Origin of the sequence: Streptomyces davaonensis JCM 4913 (genome assembly GCF_000349325.1) — a bacterium.
Lineage (GTDB): Bacteria > Actinomycetota > Actinomycetes > Streptomycetales > Streptomycetaceae > Streptomyces > Streptomyces davaonensis.
In genome coordinates, this window is the sequence record NC_020504.1 from 4416389 (window position 1) to 4434431 (window position 18043).

The 18043-nt window shown below is 70.6% G+C and carries 19 protein-coding genes; 9 read left to right on the forward strand and 10 right to left on the reverse strand.

What is annotated here, in order from left to right:
* Positions 1-3: 3 nt before the first annotated feature.
* The 6 genes from BN159_RS19350 to BN159_RS19375 form a co-directional block, all read right to left on the reverse strand.
* Positions 4-1266: an ArgE/DapE family deacylase gene (locus BN159_RS19350; protein WP_015658678.1), complete on the reverse strand. Its 1263-nt coding sequence runs from the start codon at positions 1264-1266 to the stop codon at positions 4-6.
* A gap of 105 nt (positions 1267-1371) precedes the next feature.
* Complete coding sequence (locus BN159_RS19355) at positions 1372-2784, reverse strand: sensor histidine kinase (protein ID WP_015658679.1); 1413 nt, start codon at positions 2782-2784, stop codon at positions 1372-1374.
* Positions 2785-3510 carry a response regulator transcription factor gene (locus BN159_RS19360; protein WP_193384286.1) on the reverse strand — a complete coding sequence of 242 codons (726 nt, stop codon included), beginning with the start codon at positions 3508-3510 and terminating at the stop codon, positions 2785-2787.
* A 74-nt stretch (positions 3511-3584) separates the two neighbouring features.
* On the reverse strand, positions 3585-4175 hold the full coding sequence (locus tag BN159_RS19365) for an FMN reductase (protein ID WP_015658681.1): 591 nt from the start codon (positions 4173-4175) through the stop codon (positions 3585-3587).
* Positions 4175-5287, reverse strand: a complete 1113-nt coding sequence (locus BN159_RS19370) for an LLM class flavin-dependent oxidoreductase (RefSeq protein WP_015658682.1) — start codon at positions 5285-5287, stop codon at positions 4175-4177. Before BN159_RS19370 ends, BN159_RS19365 begins: the two co-directional genes overlap by 1 nt.
* Before the next feature lie 79 nt (positions 5288-5366).
* Positions 5367-5960, reverse strand: coding sequence for a TIGR03086 family metal-binding protein (locus BN159_RS19375; RefSeq protein WP_041821504.1), 594 nt, complete (start codon positions 5958-5960; stop codon positions 5367-5369).
* 62 nt (positions 5961-6022) lie between these two features.
* On the opposite strand from BN159_RS19375, the gene BN159_RS19380 reads away from it, so the two are divergent.
* Complete coding sequence (locus BN159_RS19380; RefSeq protein ID WP_015658684.1) at positions 6023-6850, forward strand: helix-turn-helix domain-containing protein; 828 nt, start codon at positions 6023-6025, stop codon at positions 6848-6850.
* A gap of 9 nt (positions 6851-6859) precedes the next feature.
* Here the strand turns inward: BN159_RS19380 and BN159_RS19385 are convergent, their stop codons facing one another.
* Positions 6860-7744 carry an NADP-dependent oxidoreductase gene (locus tag BN159_RS19385; protein WP_015658685.1) on the reverse strand — a complete coding sequence of 295 codons (885 nt, stop codon included), beginning with the start codon at positions 7742-7744 and terminating at the stop codon, positions 6860-6862.
* Between the two features lie 135 nt (positions 7745-7879).
* Between BN159_RS19385 and BN159_RS19390 the strand changes: the two genes are divergently transcribed.
* Positions 7880-8284 (forward strand): winged helix-turn-helix transcriptional regulator, encoded by a 405-nt coding sequence (locus BN159_RS19390; protein ID WP_015658686.1) that lies wholly within the window; start codon positions 7880-7882, stop codon positions 8282-8284.
* 11 nt (positions 8285-8295) lie between these two features.
* On the opposite strand, the gene BN159_RS19395 is transcribed toward BN159_RS19390, so the two are convergent.
* The gene (locus BN159_RS19395; RefSeq protein WP_015658687.1) at positions 8296-8781 is read right to left on the reverse strand and encodes a hypothetical protein; all 486 of its coding nucleotides are present in this window, start codon (positions 8779-8781) and stop codon (positions 8296-8298) included.
* Positions 8782-8914: 133 nt separating this feature from the next.
* Between BN159_RS19395 and BN159_RS19400 the strand changes: the two genes are divergently transcribed.
* The 4 genes from BN159_RS19400 to BN159_RS19410 all read left to right on the forward strand — a co-directional run bounded on the left by BN159_RS19400 (position 8915) and on the right by BN159_RS19410 (position 11613).
* Positions 8915-9250, forward strand: coding sequence for a YnfA family protein (locus tag BN159_RS19400; RefSeq protein WP_015658688.1), 336 nt, complete (start codon positions 8915-8917; stop codon positions 9248-9250).
* 153 nt (positions 9251-9403) lie between these two features.
* Positions 9404-10183 (forward strand): SDR family NAD(P)-dependent oxidoreductase, encoded by a 780-nt coding sequence (locus tag BN159_RS19405; RefSeq protein ID WP_015658689.1) that lies wholly within the window; start codon positions 9404-9406, stop codon positions 10181-10183.
* Positions 10180-10326: a hypothetical protein gene (locus BN159_RS45780; protein ID WP_015658690.1), complete on the forward strand. Its 147-nt coding sequence runs from the start codon at positions 10180-10182 to the stop codon at positions 10324-10326. The genes BN159_RS19405 and BN159_RS45780 overlap by 4 nt, the downstream gene beginning before the upstream one ends.
* A gap of 21 nt (positions 10327-10347) precedes the next feature.
* Entirely contained in the window at positions 10348-11613 is a 1266-nt protein-coding gene (locus tag BN159_RS19410) for a GNAT family N-acetyltransferase (RefSeq protein ID WP_015658691.1), read from the forward strand.
* Positions 11614-11654: 41 nt separating this feature from the next.
* On the opposite strand, the gene BN159_RS19415 is transcribed toward BN159_RS19410, so the two are convergent.
* A complete protein-coding gene (locus BN159_RS19415; RefSeq protein WP_015658692.1) occupies positions 11655-12848 on the reverse strand; it encodes an RtcB family protein in 1194 nt (397 codons plus the stop codon).
* 168 nt (positions 12849-13016) lie between these two features.
* Here BN159_RS19415 and BN159_RS19420 point away from each other — a divergent pair, with 168 nt between their 5' ends.
* The 3 genes from BN159_RS19420 to BN159_RS19430 all read left to right on the forward strand — a co-directional run bounded on the left by BN159_RS19420 (position 13017) and on the right by BN159_RS19430 (position 16129).
* Complete coding sequence (locus BN159_RS19420) at positions 13017-13847, forward strand: hypothetical protein (protein WP_015658693.1); 831 nt, start codon at positions 13017-13019, stop codon at positions 13845-13847.
* A gap of 109 nt (positions 13848-13956) precedes the next feature.
* Complete coding sequence (locus BN159_RS19425; protein ID WP_015658694.1) at positions 13957-14802, forward strand: DUF3558 family protein; 846 nt, start codon at positions 13957-13959, stop codon at positions 14800-14802.
* Between the two features lie 76 nt (positions 14803-14878).
* Positions 14879-16129 carry a DUF2637 domain-containing protein gene (locus BN159_RS19430; RefSeq protein ID WP_015658695.1) on the forward strand — a complete coding sequence of 417 codons (1251 nt, stop codon included), beginning with the start codon at positions 14879-14881 and terminating at the stop codon, positions 16127-16129.
* A gap of 54 nt (positions 16130-16183) precedes the next feature.
* Here BN159_RS19430 and lysS read toward each other — a convergent pair whose 3' ends face one another.
* Positions 16184-17926, reverse strand: coding sequence for a lysine--tRNA ligase (gene lysS / locus BN159_RS19435; protein ID WP_041819540.1), 1743 nt, complete (start codon positions 17924-17926; stop codon positions 16184-16186).
* Positions 17927-18043 lie beyond the last annotated feature (117 nt).

The window sequence follows — 18043 nt, forward strand, 5'->3', positions numbered from 1 at the left end:
ACCTCACCGCGTCCCCACGCTCCGCAGGATCACCGGCACCAACGTCCGTGCCACGTCCACGACTTCGCGCACCGAGACCCGCTCCCGTGCGCTGTGGGCGACCTGGATGTCGCCGGGCCCGTACTGGAGCGTGGGGACCCCGGCCCCGGAGTACAGCCGCAGATCGCTGCCGTACGTCGCACCCCGCACCGGCGGTTTCCCGTCCCCGACCGCGTCGGACCGGGCCTCGCGCACCAGGTCGGCGAGCGGATGCCCGTCCGGCAGCGCCCCGCTCGCGAACTGCCCGCCCGGCCAGGTGACGACCGCCGGATGCTCCCGCAACCACGCGTCCCCGGCGCACGCCTCGGCCACACACCGCTCGAACTCGGCGCGTGCGTCGGCCGGTTCCTCCCCCAGCCGCACCCCGAGCCGCCCCTCGGCCACCAGCAGATCCGGCACGCTGCTCGCCCAGTCACCGGCGCGCACGGTACCGACCGAGAGGCCGTACGGGATCGGATGCTCCGCCATCAGCGGCGCCGGGTTCCGGTTCCGCTCGGCCTCCAGGCGGGCCAGCGCCGCGTGCAACGGCAGATAGGCGTCGATCGCGCTGACACCCTGCTCGCGTGAACTGCCGTGCGCGGACTTGCCCGGCACGGCGATCCGGAAGGTCAGCGCGCCCGCGTTGGCGGTGATGACACTCCCACCGGTCGGCTCGGCGATGACACAGGAGTCACCGCGATGGCCTCGGCGCAGGGTCCCGAAGGCGCCGATCCCGCCGTCCTCCTCCCCCACGACGAAGTGCACGGCAACCCGGCCTCGCAGCCGCACCCCGGCCGCCCGGATCGCGGCGAGGGCGGCAAGGTGCGCGACCAGTCCGGCCTTCATGTCACAGGCGCCGCGCCCGTGCACGAGATCTCCGGTGACCCGGGGGACGAAGGGGTCCCCGTCCCAGGCGGCGAGGTCTCCGGGCGGCACGACATCGACGTGACCTTGGAGGATGAGGATCGGACCGTCCTCGTCACCGGTCGTACCGACCAGACCCCAGGCCTCGTCGCGGGGGGCTTCGGAGCCGGGGAAGGAGGGATCGGAGCGAAGGGCGTCGAGGTCCATGGACCACAAGTCGACGTTCAGATCCAGGAGTTCAAGTCGGCGAGCCAATAGGTGCTGCAATTCCGACTCGGCAGCGGAGCCGGTGACGCTGGGGACAGCCATGAGCTCCAGCAGCGTGCGGGCGACATCTGCTTCATCGATGGCGGCAAGCGCGGCACCCTCGTCACGGCTCAACATAACGCCGGATGCTAATTCCCACCCAGGGGCGCGGGACAGTGTCGATTTGCGGCTCCGCCGCGTGGGCGCGACCAGCCCCAACGCACCCGCACCCGGCCACACAACTCAGCCACCCCCCACCGTGAACCCGATAACAGAACCACCCCCCGGCCGCCGCGCAGCGAACGTCGCACCCCCATGCGACAAAGCCACCTCCCGCACGATCGAGAGCCCCAGCCCCGACCCAGGCATCGGCCGTGCATCCGCAGCCCGATAGAACCGATCGAAGACATGCGTGAGGTCGTCATCGGTGATCCCCGGACCCCGGTCCAACACCTCAACCCGCACCGGCCCATGAACCGCCGGCCCAGCCACATTGATCTCGATAGTGGCCGTCCCCCCACGGTCGAACTTCGTCGCGTTCTCCACAAGATTCGACATCGCCCGCTGAAGCATCCCCGCCCGCCCGTCCGTCGTCGTGTCCCCACTCGCCCGCACCACGATCCGCCGCCCCGTACGCCGCTGCGCGAGCCCCGCCACCTCCTCCGCGATCTCGGCGAGATCCACCCGCTGAGGAGGCTCGGAGTCGGACTGCCCGGCCGCGAGGTCGACCAGCTCATTGACGAGATCGGTCAGTTCACGAGCCTCCGTGGCAAGGTCGGCGACCAGCTCGTCCCGTGTCTCCTGCGGGAACTCGTCGATCCGGCGCAGCAACGAGATGTTGGTGCGCAGGGATGTCAGCGGCGTACGCAGTTCATGCCCCGCGTCCTGCACCAAGCGCCGCTGGTCCTCCTCGGACTGGGCGAGCCGTCCGAGCATGCGGTCGAAGGCCCGGCCGAGGCGCCCGACCTCGTCGTACCCGGTGACCGGCACCTGGATGCCGAGCTGTCGGGTCCGCGCGACGTCCTCCGCGGCGGAGGTGAGGACGATCAGCCTGCGGGTGATCCGCCGGGCCAGCCACCATCCGAAAAGACCGGCGCCGACCACGACCGCCGACGTGAGGATCAACGTCCGCTGCTGAAGCGCCCGCAGCAGATCCTCGGTGTTGCTGAACTCCTGCGCGATCTGCACCGCTCCCCGCCCGCCCCCGAAGGAGACGGTGGCGACGCGGTAGACGTCGTTGCCGACATCGACGTCCGCGTGCACGACCGTGCGCCCGGAGACCTGCTGGGCGGCGATCCGGCGGTCGGAGTCGGTGACGGGCAGTCCGGGGCGTCCGGGGTCGTAGACGGAGCCGTCCGGACCGAGGACCTGCACATCGGTGCGGGCGGGGCGTACCAGGTCGTGGCCCGGCGCGGTGGAGGAGAAGTCCACGGGGTCCATCCGCCGGTTGCTGACCTCGTCCCGTACGTCCTGCACCACCTCGTCGAAGACGGACTGCTGGTCGACCCGGACCAGCCGGGCGGCGGCGCTGTAGGACAGGATGCCGACGACGACGGTGACCACGGCGGTCACCGTCGCGAAGGACACCGCGAAGGTGGTGCGCAGGGAGACCAGCCGGGGCCGCGGGCGCCGCAGCAGTCGCCCGACGCGGCTCACTCAGTCCTCCCGGAGCACGTAACCCACCCCGCGCACCGTGTGGATGAGTGGCGGGGCACCGGGTTCGTCGAGCTTGCGGCGCAGGTAGCCGACGTAGACGGCGAGGTTCTTGGAGCCGGGGCCGAAGTCGTAGCCCCAGATGCGGTCGTAGATGGTGGCGTGGTCGAGGACGATCCCGGCGTTGCGCACGAGCAGTTCCATCAGCTCGAACTCAGTGCGGGTGAGCTCCAGTTCGCGCTCGCCGCGCCAGGCCCGGCGGGCCTGCGGGTCCAGCCGGAGACCGGCCGCCTCCAGCGCGCGCTCGGGCGCCTGCTCGGGGGCCTCTTCGGGCTTGGGTACGTCCGCGGCGGCGCCGGCCTGTCCGGTGCGGCGCAGGAGGGCGCGCAGGCGGGCGAAGACCTCCTCCACGTCGAAGGGCTTGACGACGTAGTCGTCCGCGCCCGCGTCCAGGCCCGCGATCCGGTCCTGGGTCTCCACGAGCGCCGTCAGCATCAGGATGGGGGTGCGGTCGCCCTCGGCGCGCAGTACCCGGCAGACCTGGAGGCCGTCGATGCCGGGCATCATCACGTCGAGGACGAGGACGTCCGGTGGCGAGGTGTGGGCCTGCGCCAGCGCCTCCACGCCGTCGGCGACCGCGGTGACCCGGTAGCCCTCCAGGGTCAGGGCACGCTCCAGGGCATGCCGGATGGCGCGGTCGTCTTCGGCTAGGAGCACGGTCTGAGACACGCTGCCCAGTCTGCCAAGGCGGACGTTCGTCCGCCGTGACGGGCAGCGCACCCGGATTCCTTCTTACTGGCCTCTCACCCGGCGGGCCGCAGCGCCGCCAGCTGCTCCGCGAACGGCACGACGGCGAGGTCGTCCTGGGCCGGCCGCGCCGAACCCAGCCCGCTCATCAGCGCCGCCAGCTCCCCCGCCGCCCGCTCGATGCGCCCGTCCAGCCCCTCCGCTCCCCAGTCCTCCGAGGCCGCGTACACCCCGGTCGGGACGACCACGGCGTGCAGGTAGGCGAAGAGCGGGCGCAGGGCGTGTTCCAGGACGAGGGAGTGCCGGGCGGTGCCGCCGGTCGCGGCGATCAGTACCGGCTTGCCCGCCAGCGCGTCCTGCTCCAGCACGTCGAAGAACGACTTGAACAGTCCGCTGTACGACGCCGAGAACACCGGAGTGACCACGATCAGCCCGTCCGCCTCGGTGACCGCCTGCTGCGCGGCGGACAGCTTCCGGCCGGGGAAACCGTTGGTGAAGTTGTGCGCGATCTCCACGGCGAGGTCGCGCAGCTCCACGACCTCGACCTCGGCCGGGGTCCGTCCGCTGACGGCGGCGGCCAGCCGGTCGCCGAGCAGCCGGGTGGAGGACGGGACGCTCAGCCCCGCCGAGACGACGACGAGCTTCATCAGACGGTCACTTCCTGCGCGGAGCTGTCCTGCGCGGACTTCTCCTGCGCGGTCTTGAGGGATGCGTGGGTCGGGGCGTCCGGCACGTCCGCCGGGCGGTTCTTCGCGAACTCCTCGCGCAGCACCGGGACGACCTCCTCGCCGAGCAGGTCGAGCTGCTCCAGCACGGTCTTCAGCGGGAGCCCCGCGTGGTCCATCAGGAACAGCTGGCGCTGGTAGTCACCGGCGTACTCGCGGAAGGACAGGGTCTTCTCGATCACCTGCTGCGGCGAGCCGACGGTCAGCGGGGTCTGGTCGGTGAAGTCCTCCAGGGTGGGCCCGTGGCCGTAGACCGGGGCGTTGTCGAAGTAGGGGCGGAACTCGCGCACCGCGTCCTGCGAGTTCTTCCGCATGAACACCTGCCCGCCGAGCCCGACGATCGCCTGCTCGGCGGTGCCGTGGCCGTAGTGGGCGTAGCGGCTGCGGTACAGCTCGACCATCCGCTTGGTGTGGTCGGCCGGCCAGAAGATGTTGTTGTGGAAGAAGCCGTCACCGTAGAACGCGGCCTGTTCGGCGATCTCCGGCGAGCGGATGGAGCCGTGCCAGACGAACGGCGGTACGCCGTCCAGCGGGCGGGGCGTGGAGGTGAAGCCCTGGAGCGGGGTGCGGAACTTGCCCTCCCAGTTCACGACGTCCTCGCGCCACAGCCGGTGGACCAGGTTGTAGTTCTCGATGGCGAGGTTGATGCCCTCGCGGATGTCCTTGCCGAACCAGGGGTAGACCGGGCCGGTGTTGCCGCGGCCCATCATCAGATCGACCCGCCCGTCGGCCAGGTGCTGGAGCATCGCGAAGTCCTCCGCGATCTTCACCGGGTCGTTGGTGGTGATCAGCGTGGTGGAGGTGGAGAGGATCAGCTTCTCCGTCCGCGCCGCGATGTAGCCGAGCATCGTGGTCGGCGAGGACGGCACGAACGGCGGGTTGTGGTGCTCGCCGGTCGCGAAGACGTCCAGGCCGACCTCCTCGGCCTTGAGCGCGATGGCGACCATGGCCTTGATCCGCTCCGCCTCGGTCGGCGTCCGCCCGTTCGTCGGGTCCGGCGTGACATCGCCGACGCTGAAGATCCCGAACTGCATGGTCGCTCACCCTCCAGGTTGTTGACTGTTCAACTATACCCTGAGAACGGCGACCCCGCGCGAGCTATTCCCGGCCCGCTCAGGGCGTCCAGTGCGGGTCGCGTCCGGTGTCGGCGAGCAGCCGCTCGAAGGGCGGCGCGTCCTCCGCCACCGGCACGGGCGCCCCGAACACGCCCATCTTCCGGGCCGTCGGCTCCAGCTCCGCGACCGCCGCGGCCAGCTCCGCCACGACCGCCTCGTCCGCACTGGGGTACTCCTGGCCCGTCGCCCGCGCCAGGTCCCACACATGCACGGTCAGATCCAGCAGCGCCATCGAGCCGACCAGCCGCGCCGGCATGTTCATCGCGCCCGTCGTGCCCTCTTCGGCGCCGGGCGCGGACCAGACCTCCACCAGCCGGTCCGTCTCCTCGGCGAACAGCGCGCGCCACTCGGGGCCGGCGGCCAGCCGGTCCGGGGTCTCGCTGAAGTCCGAGTCCTGCTTCACCGCCAGCCGCTGGAACTGGACGACCACGTGGAGCAAGTGGTTGAACAACGCCTTCACGTCGTACTCGGCGCAGGGCGTGGGCCCGTCGAGCGCCGTGTCCGGGATACCCGCCACCACCGGAAGCGCCCGCTCCCGCGCCATCTCCAGCAGCTCACCGATGCCGTACGTCTTCACAGGGTTCGTGTCCATGCCCCGACCGTAGGAGCGGCCGGGGCCCCGCTTCTTGAAGAAACGCGACATACGATCCAGGCATGGAGGTTCGCCACCAGGACACCGACACCCGGGGCATCGTGGACCCGGCCGGCCTGCTGACCCGCGTGCGCTTCCGCCGCCACCGGCCCGCCGAGCCGCTGCGCCACTACGTCGAGTGGTACTGGCTGATCGACTGGGACCTGCCCGAGCCGTACGCCTCGCAGATCGTCCCGCACCCGGCCGTCAACCTCACCTTCCAGTGGGACGAGGACGAGGGCCCGCCGTACGGGGAGCTGACCGGGGTGACCCGCAGTCTGTACACCCGGAAGCTGAGCGGACGCGGCCGGGTCTGCGGGGTGAAGTTCCGCCCCGGCGGCTTCCGGCCCTACGCCCCCGCGGAACCTGTCTCCCGGTGGACCGACCGGGCCCTGCCCGCCGAGGACGTCTTCCCGCAGGCCACGGGCGAGGCCGCCCGCACGGTCGTCACCCCCGTCGACGACCGGGACCGGGTGGCCGCCCTCGACGCCTTCCTGTCGGCCCTGGCCCCCGCCCCTGACCCCCAGGCCGCCCTCGCCATGGAGCTCGTCCGGCGCATCCGCGCCGACCGCACGGTCCGCCGGGTCGGCGACTTCGCCGACGCGGAGGGGCTGTCGACCCGGGCACTCCAGCGGCTGTTCTCGGCGTACGTGGGCGTGAGCCCCAAGTGGGTACTGCTCCGCTACCGCATCCAGGAGGCCCTGGACCACGCCGGCACCCACTCGGACACCGACTGGGCCGCCCTCGCCGACGAACTCGGCTACGCCGACCAGGCCCACCTGATCCGGGACTTCACGGCCACGGTGGGGGTGCCGCCGACGGCGTACGCACAGGCGGCGGCACCCGCCTAGATCCTTTGCTCACGGCACCAGCACCAGGCGCCCCCGCAGACCGCCCTCCGCCAGCCGGGCGTGGGCCTTGGCCGCGTCGTCCAGGGCGTAGGTCTCGGCGACCCGGAGGGTCAGGACGCCCTCGTCGACCAGGCGGGACAGTTCGGCGAGCGCGCCGCCGTCGGCGTTCACCTCGACCGCGCCCGTCCGCACCCCGCGCACGGACGCCGGTTCGGCGTGCGGGATGACGCCGATGTAGGCGCCGCCGTCGCGCACCCGCTCCAGGGCCGCCTCGCCGAGGAACGCCGCGTCGAGCACGGCGTCGAAGCCGCCCTCGTCGGCGCCCGCGAGCCCGGCCGCCCCCAGCGACCGTACGAGCTCCTCGTCCGTCTCCCGGGCCAGCGCCGTCGCGGTGATCCCGCGGTGCGCGGCGAGCTGGAGGGCGTACCCGCCGACCGCGCCCGCGGCACCGGTCACCAGCAGCGACTGGCCCGGCTTCACCCCGAGCAGGTCAAGGGCCTGTACGGCGGTCAGGGCGTTCAGCGGAAGCGTGGCCGCGTGTACGGCGTCGGCGCTCGCCGGGGCCTTGGCCACCGCGTCCGCGTCCACGACGACGTACTCGGCGTGGGTGCCCAGCGGCTTCACCGGGCCGTAGTGCAGCGCCACCACCTCGTCGCCGACGGTCCAGGCGGCGTCGGCACCGGCCGCGTCCACCGTCCCGGCGACGTCCCAGCCCAGTCCGATCCGCTGCCCGGCGCCCCCGAAGACACCCGCCCGGACGCCGGCGTCGACCGGGTTCACCGTGGCCGCCGCCACCTTGATCCGTATCTGGCCGGCCCCCGGCTCCGGCACCTCGGTCGCCACGATCTCCACGGCCTCGGGTCCGCCGAACGTCGTCACCACTGCTGCGCGCATGTCTGAACAGCTCCTCGAAAGGTTGCTCGAAGGTTGAGAGCCTCGGTATCTCCTCGGCCTCGGCAACCCTAGGAAGAGCTACTATCTATTCGTAAGTAGTTACCTGAGAGTGCGTACATACCCCAGAGGTGAGCCATGGCGACCATGACGGCGGCGCAGCGACGCGAGCAGGCACGCCTGGAGTACGACGCGTTCATCAAGGGGTGCCCCACCAACCAGCTGCTGGACCGGCTCAGCGACAAGTGGGTCAGCCTGGTCGTCGCCGCCCTCGCCGCCGGGCCCATGCGCTACAGCGACCTCGGCCGCAAGCTCGCCGGGGTCAGCCCCAAGATGCTCACCCAGACCCTGCGCTCACTGGAGCGCGACGGCATCCTCACCCGCGAGGTCACCCCGTCCGTGCCGGTCCGCGTCGACTACGAGCTCACGCCTCTCGGCCACAGCCTGTCCCTGCTGCTGACGGCGGTGAAGGACTGGGCCGAGACCCACATCGAGCAGGTGCATGAGGCGCGGGAGCGCTACGACTCCGTGCAGGACGTCTAGAAGCAGGACGTCTAGAAGTAGTAGGCGTCACCCGTGTCCAGGATCAGCACGCACTGACGGTCGTTGAGGTGGTTGCGGTCCACCGCCCCGCCGTTCCACACCGTGTCGATCTCCAGCTGCACCTCGGTGGGCGCCTCCCGCAGCCGTACCCGCAGCGCGATCCGCTCCCCCACCTCGTCCGCCGCCAGCGCGCCCACCCGGCACAGCACCGCCTTCACCTCGGTCCGGGCACAGCCGTCGGGCAGGTCCTGCACGTCCGCCAGCGGCTCCGACCAACGCAGCCGTACGGTCGCGTCGGGCACCGACGACGGACCGTGATTGAGCGGGGTGAACCTCAGATCGACCTCGCCGGAGACCAGCGCCGCGGCCCCGTGATAGGCCAGGTCGGCCTCCGGGCCCTGCACGGCAACGGCACCGGCCGCTCCGGCGCCCGACGCCCCGCCCGCCACCAGCACCGCCGCCACGACTCCGGCCCCCAGCACCCGCACACTCCGCATACGCCGACCCCTCTCACACATCCGTCGTACTTTTCATACTTTTCGTAGGGATCTATCCCACGCAGAGCGGGACGCAGGCGCCGTCCAACAGGTGACAGGCGGACCGCGGACGGCCGTGTGCGAGGCTGCGCGCATGTCCGTCCTGCGCTCCGCCGTCCTGTTCGTCGTCGCTGCCCTCTTCGAGATCGGCGGCGCGTGGCTGGTCTGGCAGGGCGTGCGGGAGCACCGCGGCTGGGTGTGGATCGGCGGAGGCGTGCTCGCGCTCGGCGCCTACGGATTCGTGGCGACCCTCCAGCCCGACGCGGAGTTCGGCCGCATCCTCGCCGCGTACGGTGGCGTCTTCGTCGCCGGCTCTCTTGTCTGGGGCATGGTCGCGGACGGCTACCGGCCGGACCGCTGGGACGTGCTGGGGGCACTGATCTGCCTCGCGGGAATGGCCGTGATCATGTACGCCCCGCGCGGCGAGTAGGGGGCCCGCCCGTGGGCGACCGCGGGTGGGTGGGGGCTGGTCGCAACCACCTACCACCCACAGCCGCACAAACCACCGATCCGCCCGCCTATCCTGGCCGGACAGCCTTTCGAACGTCGACCCAGTCGTCCGAGGACCCGAGGAGCACTACCCATGGCCCCCGCCGCACCGTCCGCCGCAGGCTCCCGCATCGCGATCGTCACCGGCGCGAGCGGTGGAATCGGCGCCGCCACCGCGCGGCAGCTCGCCGCGGCCGGGTACCGGGTCGTGCTGACCGCCCGCCGCAAGGACCGCATCGAGGCGCTGGCCGAGGAGATCAACGCGGCCGGGCACTCCGCCGCCGCCTACCAGCTGGACGTCACCGACCGCACCGCGGTCGACGAGTTCGCCACCGCCTTCCCGTCGATCGGCGTCCTGGTCAACAACGCCGGCGGCGCCCTGGGTGCCGACCCCGTGGCCACCGGCGACCCGGCCGACTGGCGTGCGATGTACGAGACCAACGTCATCGGCACCCTCAACCTCACCCAGGCCCTGCTGCCCAAGCTGGAGGCGAGCGGCGACGGCACGGTCGTCGTGGTGTCCTCGACGGCGGGCCTCGGCACCTACGAGGGCGGCGCGGGCTACGTCGCCGCCAAGCACGGCGAGCACGTCCTCGCCGAGACCCTCCGCCTGGAGATCGTCGGCAAGCCGGTCCGGGTGATCGAGGTCGCGCCCGGCATGGTCAAGACGGACGAGTTCGCGCTCACCCGCTTCGGCGGCGACGCCGAGAGGGCCGCCAAGGTGTACCAGGGCGTGGCCGAACCCCTCACCGCCGACGACGTCGCCGACACCATCACCTGGGCGGTGACCCGCCCGAGCCACGTCAACATCGACCTCCTCGTCGTCCGCCCCCGCGCCCAGGCGTCCAACACGAAGGTGCATCGAGAGCTGTGAGCCCCGACCGGAAAGACCCGAACCCCGCGCCGAAGGAACACCACAACGAGCGCCAGATGTGGTGGTGGCTCGGCTACTTCCTGTTCGGCATCCACATCGTGGCGTTCGTCATGATCTACGCGGTCACCCACGCGCCGAAGTAGAACCGACGTAGAACGTTGGTCGTGGACAGACACATACGCTTCGACGCCCTGCACAACTTCCGCGACCTCGGCGGCTACCGCACGTCCGACGGCCGCCGGATCCGCCCCGCCCGCCTGTATCGCGCCGACTCCCTCGGCAAGCTCGCCGAGGGCACCGAGGACTGGACCCGCTTCCTCGCCCTGGGCGTCCGTACGGTGATCGACCTGCGCCACCCCTTCGAGATCGAGGCCCGGGGCCGGGTCCCGGACCACCCGAGCCTGACGTACCGCAACCTCAGCATCGAGCACCGCCCCTACGACCAGGCCGCGCAGCCCCCCGGCGTGCACGCGGGCCCGTATCTGGCGGAGCGGTACATGGAGGTCGCCGAGGACGGCACCGAGGAGATCCGGCAGGCCCTCGAACTCATCGCGAAATCAGCGGAGTCGGCCGAGCCCTTGGTCTTCCACTGCGCCTCCGGCAAGGACCGCACGGGCGAACTGGCGGCCCTGGTGCTGTCCCTGCTCGGTGTGGACGAGCGGACGATCATCGAGGACTTCAGCCTCACCGAACTGGCCACCGAGGCCCTGCTCGCCGACTGGCGGGCCCGCAACGACGGCCGCTCCCCGCGCTGGCCGGACTTCGCCCGCGCCCCGGAGTCGGTGATGCGGCTGTTCCTCGCCGCCCTGAAGGAGCGCTACGGCTCGGTCGAGGGCTATGTCACCGAGGCCCTCTCCCTGGACGCGGAGGCCCTCGCGCGCACCCTGCGCAACGCCCTCCTGGAACAACCGCCCACCACCTGGCCCGAGTTGACCTACCGCAAGGCGACGGAGCCGGACGCCCCGACCCTGGTCCGCCTGCGCGACTCGGCGGCGCTGTGGCAGCTGGCCCGCGGAATCGACCAGTGGAAGCCGGGCGAGAAGGACGAGGCCCACTTCCGCGCCCGCATGCGCGACGGGGAGGTCTGGCTGGCCCACGCGGACGGCCGGCTCGCCGGAGCCTGGGAACTGTGGTGGTCCGACCCGGCGGCCTGGGGCCCGCGCCCCGACGAGGCGGGCTACATCCACCGCCTGATGACCACTCCCCACACGGCCCCGCCCGGCGCCGGTCGCGCCCTCCTGGCCCAGGCGGAGTCCCGCATCACCGAGACCGGCCGCCCCTGCGCCCGCCTGGACTGCCTGAGCTCCAACCCGCGCCTGATCGCCTACTACGAGTCCGCGGGCTACCGAGTGGTCGGCGAGCAGCGGGCCAAGCAGGACGGGGCGGGAAGCCCGTACGCGGTGACACTGATGGAGAAGAAGCTGGCGTGACGCAGCAAGGGCCCGAGCCATGTCGACTCGGGCCCTCGCGGTCAGCCCTTCACGCAGACGACCTGCTTCAGCTTCGCCACGACCTCCACCAGGTCCCGCTGCTGATCGATGACCTGCTCGATCGGCTTGTAGGCGCCCGGGATCTCGTCCACGACACCGGAGTCCTTACGGCACTCCACGCCCCGCGTCTGCTCCTCCAGGTCCTTCGTCGAGAACCGCTTCTTCGCCGCGTTACGGCTCATCCGCCGCCCCGCGCCGTGCGAGGCCGAGTTGAAGGCCAGCGGGTTGCCGAGGCCCTTCACGATGTACGAGCCCGTGCCCATCGAGCCCGGGATGATGCCGTACTCGCCGGAGCCGGCCCGGATCGCGCCCTTACGGGTCACGAGCAGGTCCATGCCCTCGTAGCGCTCCTCGGCCACGTAGTTGTGGTGCGCGCTGATCTCCGGCTCGAAAGTCGGCTTGGCCTTCCTGAACTCCTTGCGGACCACGTCCTTCAGGAGCGCCATCATGATCGAGCGGTTGTACTTCGCGTACTCCTGCGCCCAGAACAGGTCGTTGCGGTACGCCGCCATCTGCGGGGTGTCCGCGATGAAGACGGCGAGGTCGCGGTCGACCAGGCCCTGGTTGTGCGGGAGCTTCTGGGCCACGCCGATGTGGAAGTCGGCGAGCTCCTTGCCGATGTTCCGGGACCCGGAGTGCAGCATCAGCCAGACGGCGCCGTCGGTGTCGGTGCACACCTCGACGAAGTGGTTTCCGCTTCCGAGGGTCCCCATCTGCTTGGTGGCCCGCTCCTGCCGGAACTTCACCGCGTCCGCGACCCCGTCGAAGCGACCCCAGAAGTCGTCCCACCCGGCCGTGCCGAAGCCGTGCATCCGCGTCGGGTCGACGGCGTCGTCATGCATGCCGCGCCCCACCGGAATCGCCTGCTCGATCTTCGACCGCAGCCGCGACAGGTCACCGGGGAGATCGTTCACGGTCAGGGACGTCTTGACGGCCGACATCCCGCAGCCGATGTCCACGCCCACCGCGGCCGGGCACACCGCACCCTGCATCGCGATGACGGAGCCCACCGTCGCGCCCTTGCCGTAGTGCACGTCCGGCATGACCGCCAGACCCTTGATCCACGGCAGGGTCGCCACGTTCCGCAGCTGCTGGAGGGCCACGTCCTCCACCGTCGTCGGATCCGTCCACATCCGGATCGGAACCTTCGCACCGGGCATCTCTACGTACGACATATCGTCCTCATTCCCCCGACAGGTGACACAAGTCCTAAATCGCAAAACCGGCGCCAAGGTCAACGAAAGGGACAACGGACCGGCGTTCACGGCAGTGCGTGCGATACACATTGTCTCCAGGGGCCGCCCCCGCCCCGCAAACCATTTCCGCAGCGAGAGGAGCCGACCGTGCAGCGGAAGGCGTACGTATCCGGCGCCGTCGCGCTCCTCGCGGCACTGCTGACCGGCTGCACCGGAAGCTCCGCGGACGGCGGCCCGACGGACGGTTCCAACCCCGGCGACTCCGGTACGGCGACGGCGGCGGCCGAGCCCGGCCGGTACCGCACCCTGCCGGAACCCTGCGGCGCGGTCGACCCGGACACCCTCGACACCCTGCTGCCCGGCATCCCGCAGATCGCCGACGAGGACCAGCGCGAGAAGGCGTACGAGGGCACCGCGACCGTCACCTACGACACCGACCGCAAGGTCGGCTGCCGCTGGAAGGTGGAGTCGGCCGACGCCACCGACCATCTCTTCATCGACTTCGAGCGGGTCGTGTCCTACGACAACGCCGTCAGCGACGACAGCCAGGCCGAGCAGGTCTTCGCGACGCTGCGCACCGAGGCCGACCTCCCGGAGCCGACGGTCTCGGACACGGAGGCGGTGGACGAGGCGACCAGCACCCCGACCGACGCGGCATCGGCCTCCGTATCCCCCTCGGGCTCCGCCTCCCCCTCCTCTTCCTCTTCTTCTCCTTCTCCGTCCGCCACCCCCACCGACCTCCGGCCCCGCCTGCTGGACGACCTCGGTGACGAGGCGTTCGTGAACGATGTGGTGAGCAGCGCCGGTTCGACGGCCCAGCAGCGCACGGTGACTGTGGCGTTCCGCACGTCCAACGTCATCGTGACCATCCAGTACGAGGAGCAGCCGGCCACCGTCGGCGTGGTCCCGGACAGCAAGGAAATGCAGGACAGGGCGCTGAATCTGGCGGCCGAGCTGGCGGACACGCTGGCCGACTGAGCCCCGTCCGAGGCCGTTTGTGAAGACGGCGAAAGAGAAACACACGGCTTGCTCACCGCGTACCGTGGCCCCTCGGACCCGATCCGACCGCAGGAGCACGAGCAGCGCGATGAGTGAAGGAACCATGCAGCGACCAGCACAGCGAGAGCAGCTCAACCAGCGAGCGAAGCGCCTGAGCCGGGTATTTCTCGGCGCCGCCACCGTCCCGGTGATGCTGATAGCCGCAGGCTGTTCCTCGGACTCCGGCTCGGACAGCGCGAGCAAGAACTCCGGTGCCGAGACCTCGACGTCGGCGAGCCCGTCGCCCACGGTGCAGGCGGCCGCGTACAACAAGCTGCCCGAGGCGTGTGACGTACTGTCGGGCGACACTCTCGGCGATCTCGTGCCGAAGGCGGGCAAGTCCGGCAAGGAGGGCGCGTCCAACGACACCTCGACGCGCGCCAGCTGCTCCTGGAGCAGCCTGGACAACAACGGCGTGGACGGTTCGCAGTTCCGCTGGCTGAATGTCTCGCTGCTGCGCTTCGAGTCGGACGTCACCCGTGGTTCGGGCGACAAGCTGGCCCAGGAGTACTACGCCAAGCAGGTCAAGGACGTCCAGGCGGTGGAGGGCGCGAAGAACGTCAAGTCGGAGCCGGTCACCGGGACGGGCGACGAGGCCACGGCGGTGCGCTACGACCTGAAGAAGAAGGAAGGCGCCTTCAAGCAGCAGACGATCGTGGCCCGCGTCGAGAACGTCGTCATCACTCTCGACTACAACGGCGCCGGTCTCGCCGGGGAGAAGACACCGAGCGCGGACACCCTCACGAAGCTGGCCAAGCAGGCCACGAAGGAGGCGGTGACCGCGGTGACGAAGGCCAACGGCACGGACGGCGGCTCGGACGACGGCACGGCTGGCGCGAACCCGTCCAAGTCGGCGTCAAAGTCCCCGTCCAAGAAGGCGACGGCGAAGAGCTGACCCTCCGGCAACACGTGCGCCGCACACATGTGCCACCCTGTTGCGCGCAACAACACGCAAGGGGAGGGGAAGACGAGTGGCCGGGCCACCGCAACTGACCCGGACACACCGCGTTCTCATCGGCGTGGTCGTGTTCGGCGCAGTGATCATCGCCGGTATCGGCTTCGCCGGTTCGTACGCGGCCGTCCGTGAGCTGGCTCTCAAGAAGGGCTTCGGGAACTTCAGTTATGTGTTCCCGATCGGCATCGACGCGGGCATCTGCGTCCTGCTGGCCCTGGACCTGCTGCTGACCTGGATCCGCATCCCCTTCCCGCTGCTGCGCCAGACGGCCTGGCTGCTGACGGCCGCCACCATCGCCTTCAACGGCGCGGCGGCCTGGCCGGACCCGCTGGGCGTCGGCATGCACGCGGTGATCCCGATCCTGTTCGTGGTGTCGGTGGAAGCGGCCCGCCATGCGATCGGCCGCATCGCGGACATCACCGCGGACAAGCACATGGAGGGCGTCCGCCTCACCCGCTGGCTCCTGAGCCCGGTCCCGACGTTCCTCCTGTGGCGCCGCATGAAGCTCTGGGAGCTCCGCTCCTACGAGCAGGTCATCAAGCTGGAGCAGGAACGTCTCGTCTACCAGGCCCGCCTCCGCTCGCGCTACGGCCGAGCCTGGCGCCGCAAGGCTCCGGTGGAGTCCTTGATGCCACTGAGGCTGGCGAGGTACGGAGTCCCGTTGGCGGAAACGGCGCCGGCAGGTTTGGCGGCGGCAGGCATAGAACCAGCGGTGATCCCCGCGGATGCCGCCGTAGCTGCGGGCAGTCGTGCCGCTGGGGCGGCGCCCGTCCCAATGCAAGGCGCACCTCACAGCGAGCAGCGCCCCCAACTGGTCGCGAACCAGTACCCCGAGCACTTCGATTACGAGCCCGAGCCGGAAGAAAGCCCCTGGCTCCACGCAAGGCACCCGGAACAAATCGAGTACCACGGCGGCTACGACCCCGCGTACGACCCGAGCTACGAAGAGTGGCACGAGGAAGAGCCCCCGGCCCCGGAACCCTCCCCGGAGGAAACCGGCAGCTTCCCCATTCCCGTGGCCCCCGGCCGAACCCGCGAGCTGGGCGAGGGCGGCGGCACGCTACCCGCCGAACCGGACGAGGACGCCTTCTACCAGGTCTTCCGCGAGTCGATAAAGAGCGGAAACGGCGCCCCCACCCCCCGCGGCTTCATGGCCGACGTAGAGGCGACCTACGGCGTCTCCCTCCCCGAGGCGGAAGCCAAGCGCATGGTCAACCGCTTCTCCAACCGCCTCAACGCGGAACTGGCGGACGAGCACATCGCGTAACCCATGAAGAAGGGGCCCTCCGCCAACGGAGGGCCCCTTCTTCATGCGTACCGTCTACTCCCCGAGCAGCGCCCGCACCCGCTCCTGCCCCACCGCCAACAGCAGCGTGGGCAGTCGCGGACCGGTGTCACGGCCGACCAGCAGGTGGTACAGCAGCGCGAAGAACGTGCGCTGGGCCGTTTTGATCTCCGGCGGGAGCTCCTTGGGCGTGGCGTCGGCCGAGAAGCCGGCCTGGACCTTGGGGACGCCGTAGACGAGGTGCGTCAGGCCGTCCAGGGACCAGTGCGAGGCCAGCCCGTCGAGCAGCAGCCGCAGCGAACGCTGGGACGCCTCGTCGAGGGACTTCAGCAGCTCGGCGTCGGGCTCGGACCGCACGATGGTCCGCTGGTCGGCGGGCACGTGCGTGTTGATCCAGGCCTCGGCCTTGTCGTAACGGGGCCGGGCCTCGTCCAGGGACGCGAGCGGGTTCGACGGGTCCAGCTCGGACAGGATCCGCAGCGCCTGGTCCTCATGCCCGGCGGTGATGTCGGCGACGGACGCGAGCGTCCGGTACGGCATCGGCCGGTCCGTGCGCGGCAGCTCACCGCCCGCCGTGCGCACCGCACGCGAGTGCGCGGCGGCGTCCGCCGGGAGCACCGACCCGTCGGCGACCTTGGCGTCGAGCTTGTCCCACTCGTCGTACAGCCGCTGGATCTCCTGGTCGAAGGCGATCTTGAAGGACTGGTTCGGGCGGCGCCGGGCGTACAGCCAGCGCAGCAGCTGCGGCTCCATGATCTGGAGGGCGTCCGCGGGCGTGGGCACCCCGCCCCGCGACGACGACATCTTCGCCATCCCGGAGATGCCGACGAAGGCGTACATCGGACCGATCGGCTGCTTGCCGCCGAAGATCCCGACGATCTGCCCGCCGACCTGGAACGACGACCCGGGAGACGAGTGATCGACACCGCTCGGCTCGAAGACGACGCCCTCGTAGGCCCAGCGCATGGGCCAGTCGACCTTCCACACCAGCTTGCCGCGGTTGAACTCGCTCAGCCGCACGGTCTCGGCGAAGCCGCACACCGTGCAGGTGTACGACAGCTCGGTGGTCTCGTCCTCGTAGGAGGTGACCGCCGTCAGGTCCTTCTCGCAGTTGCCGCAGTACGGCTTGTACGGGAAGTACCCGGCGGAGCCGGAGGACCCGTCGTCCTCGGCGGCCGCGCCCGACCCCTCGGCGGCCTCCAGCTCGGCCTCGTCGACCGGCTTCTGCGACTGCTTCTTCGCGGGGGCCTTCTTGGTCCGGTACTGGTCGAGGATCGCGTCGATGTCGCCACGGTGCTTCATGGCGTGCAGGATCTGCTCGCGGTACACCCCGGAGGTGTACTGCGCGGTCTGGCTGATCCCGTCGAACTCCACGCCCAGCTCGGCGAGCGCGTCGACCATCGCGACCTTGAAGTGCTCGGCCCAGTTCGGGTACGCGGAGCCCTTCGGCGCCGGGACGGAGGTCAGCGGCTTGCCGATGTGCTCGGCCCACGACTCGTCGACGCCTGCGATCCCGGCCGGCACCTTGCGGTAGCGGTCGTAGTCGTCCCAAGAGATCAGGTGCCGGACCTGGTACCCGCGCCGCCGGATCTCGTCCGCGACGAGGTGGGGCGTCATCACCTCACGGAGATTGCCCAGGTGAATCGGCCCGGACGGGGACAGACCGGACGCGACGACGACCGGTTTGCCCGGGGCCCGACGCTCCGACTCCTCGATGACCTCATCCGCGAAACGGGAGACCCAGTCGGTGATCTCGGTGCTCTGAGCCACGATCGGCACGTCCTTCTTTCTCCAGGGCAGCCAGTACGGTCAAAAGGGCTGCGCCCCAAGTCTAGGCGGCGTCCAGGCGGCGCAGCCGCCTGGTTTTCAGGGGCGCGGGGAACTGCGCGACCAGCC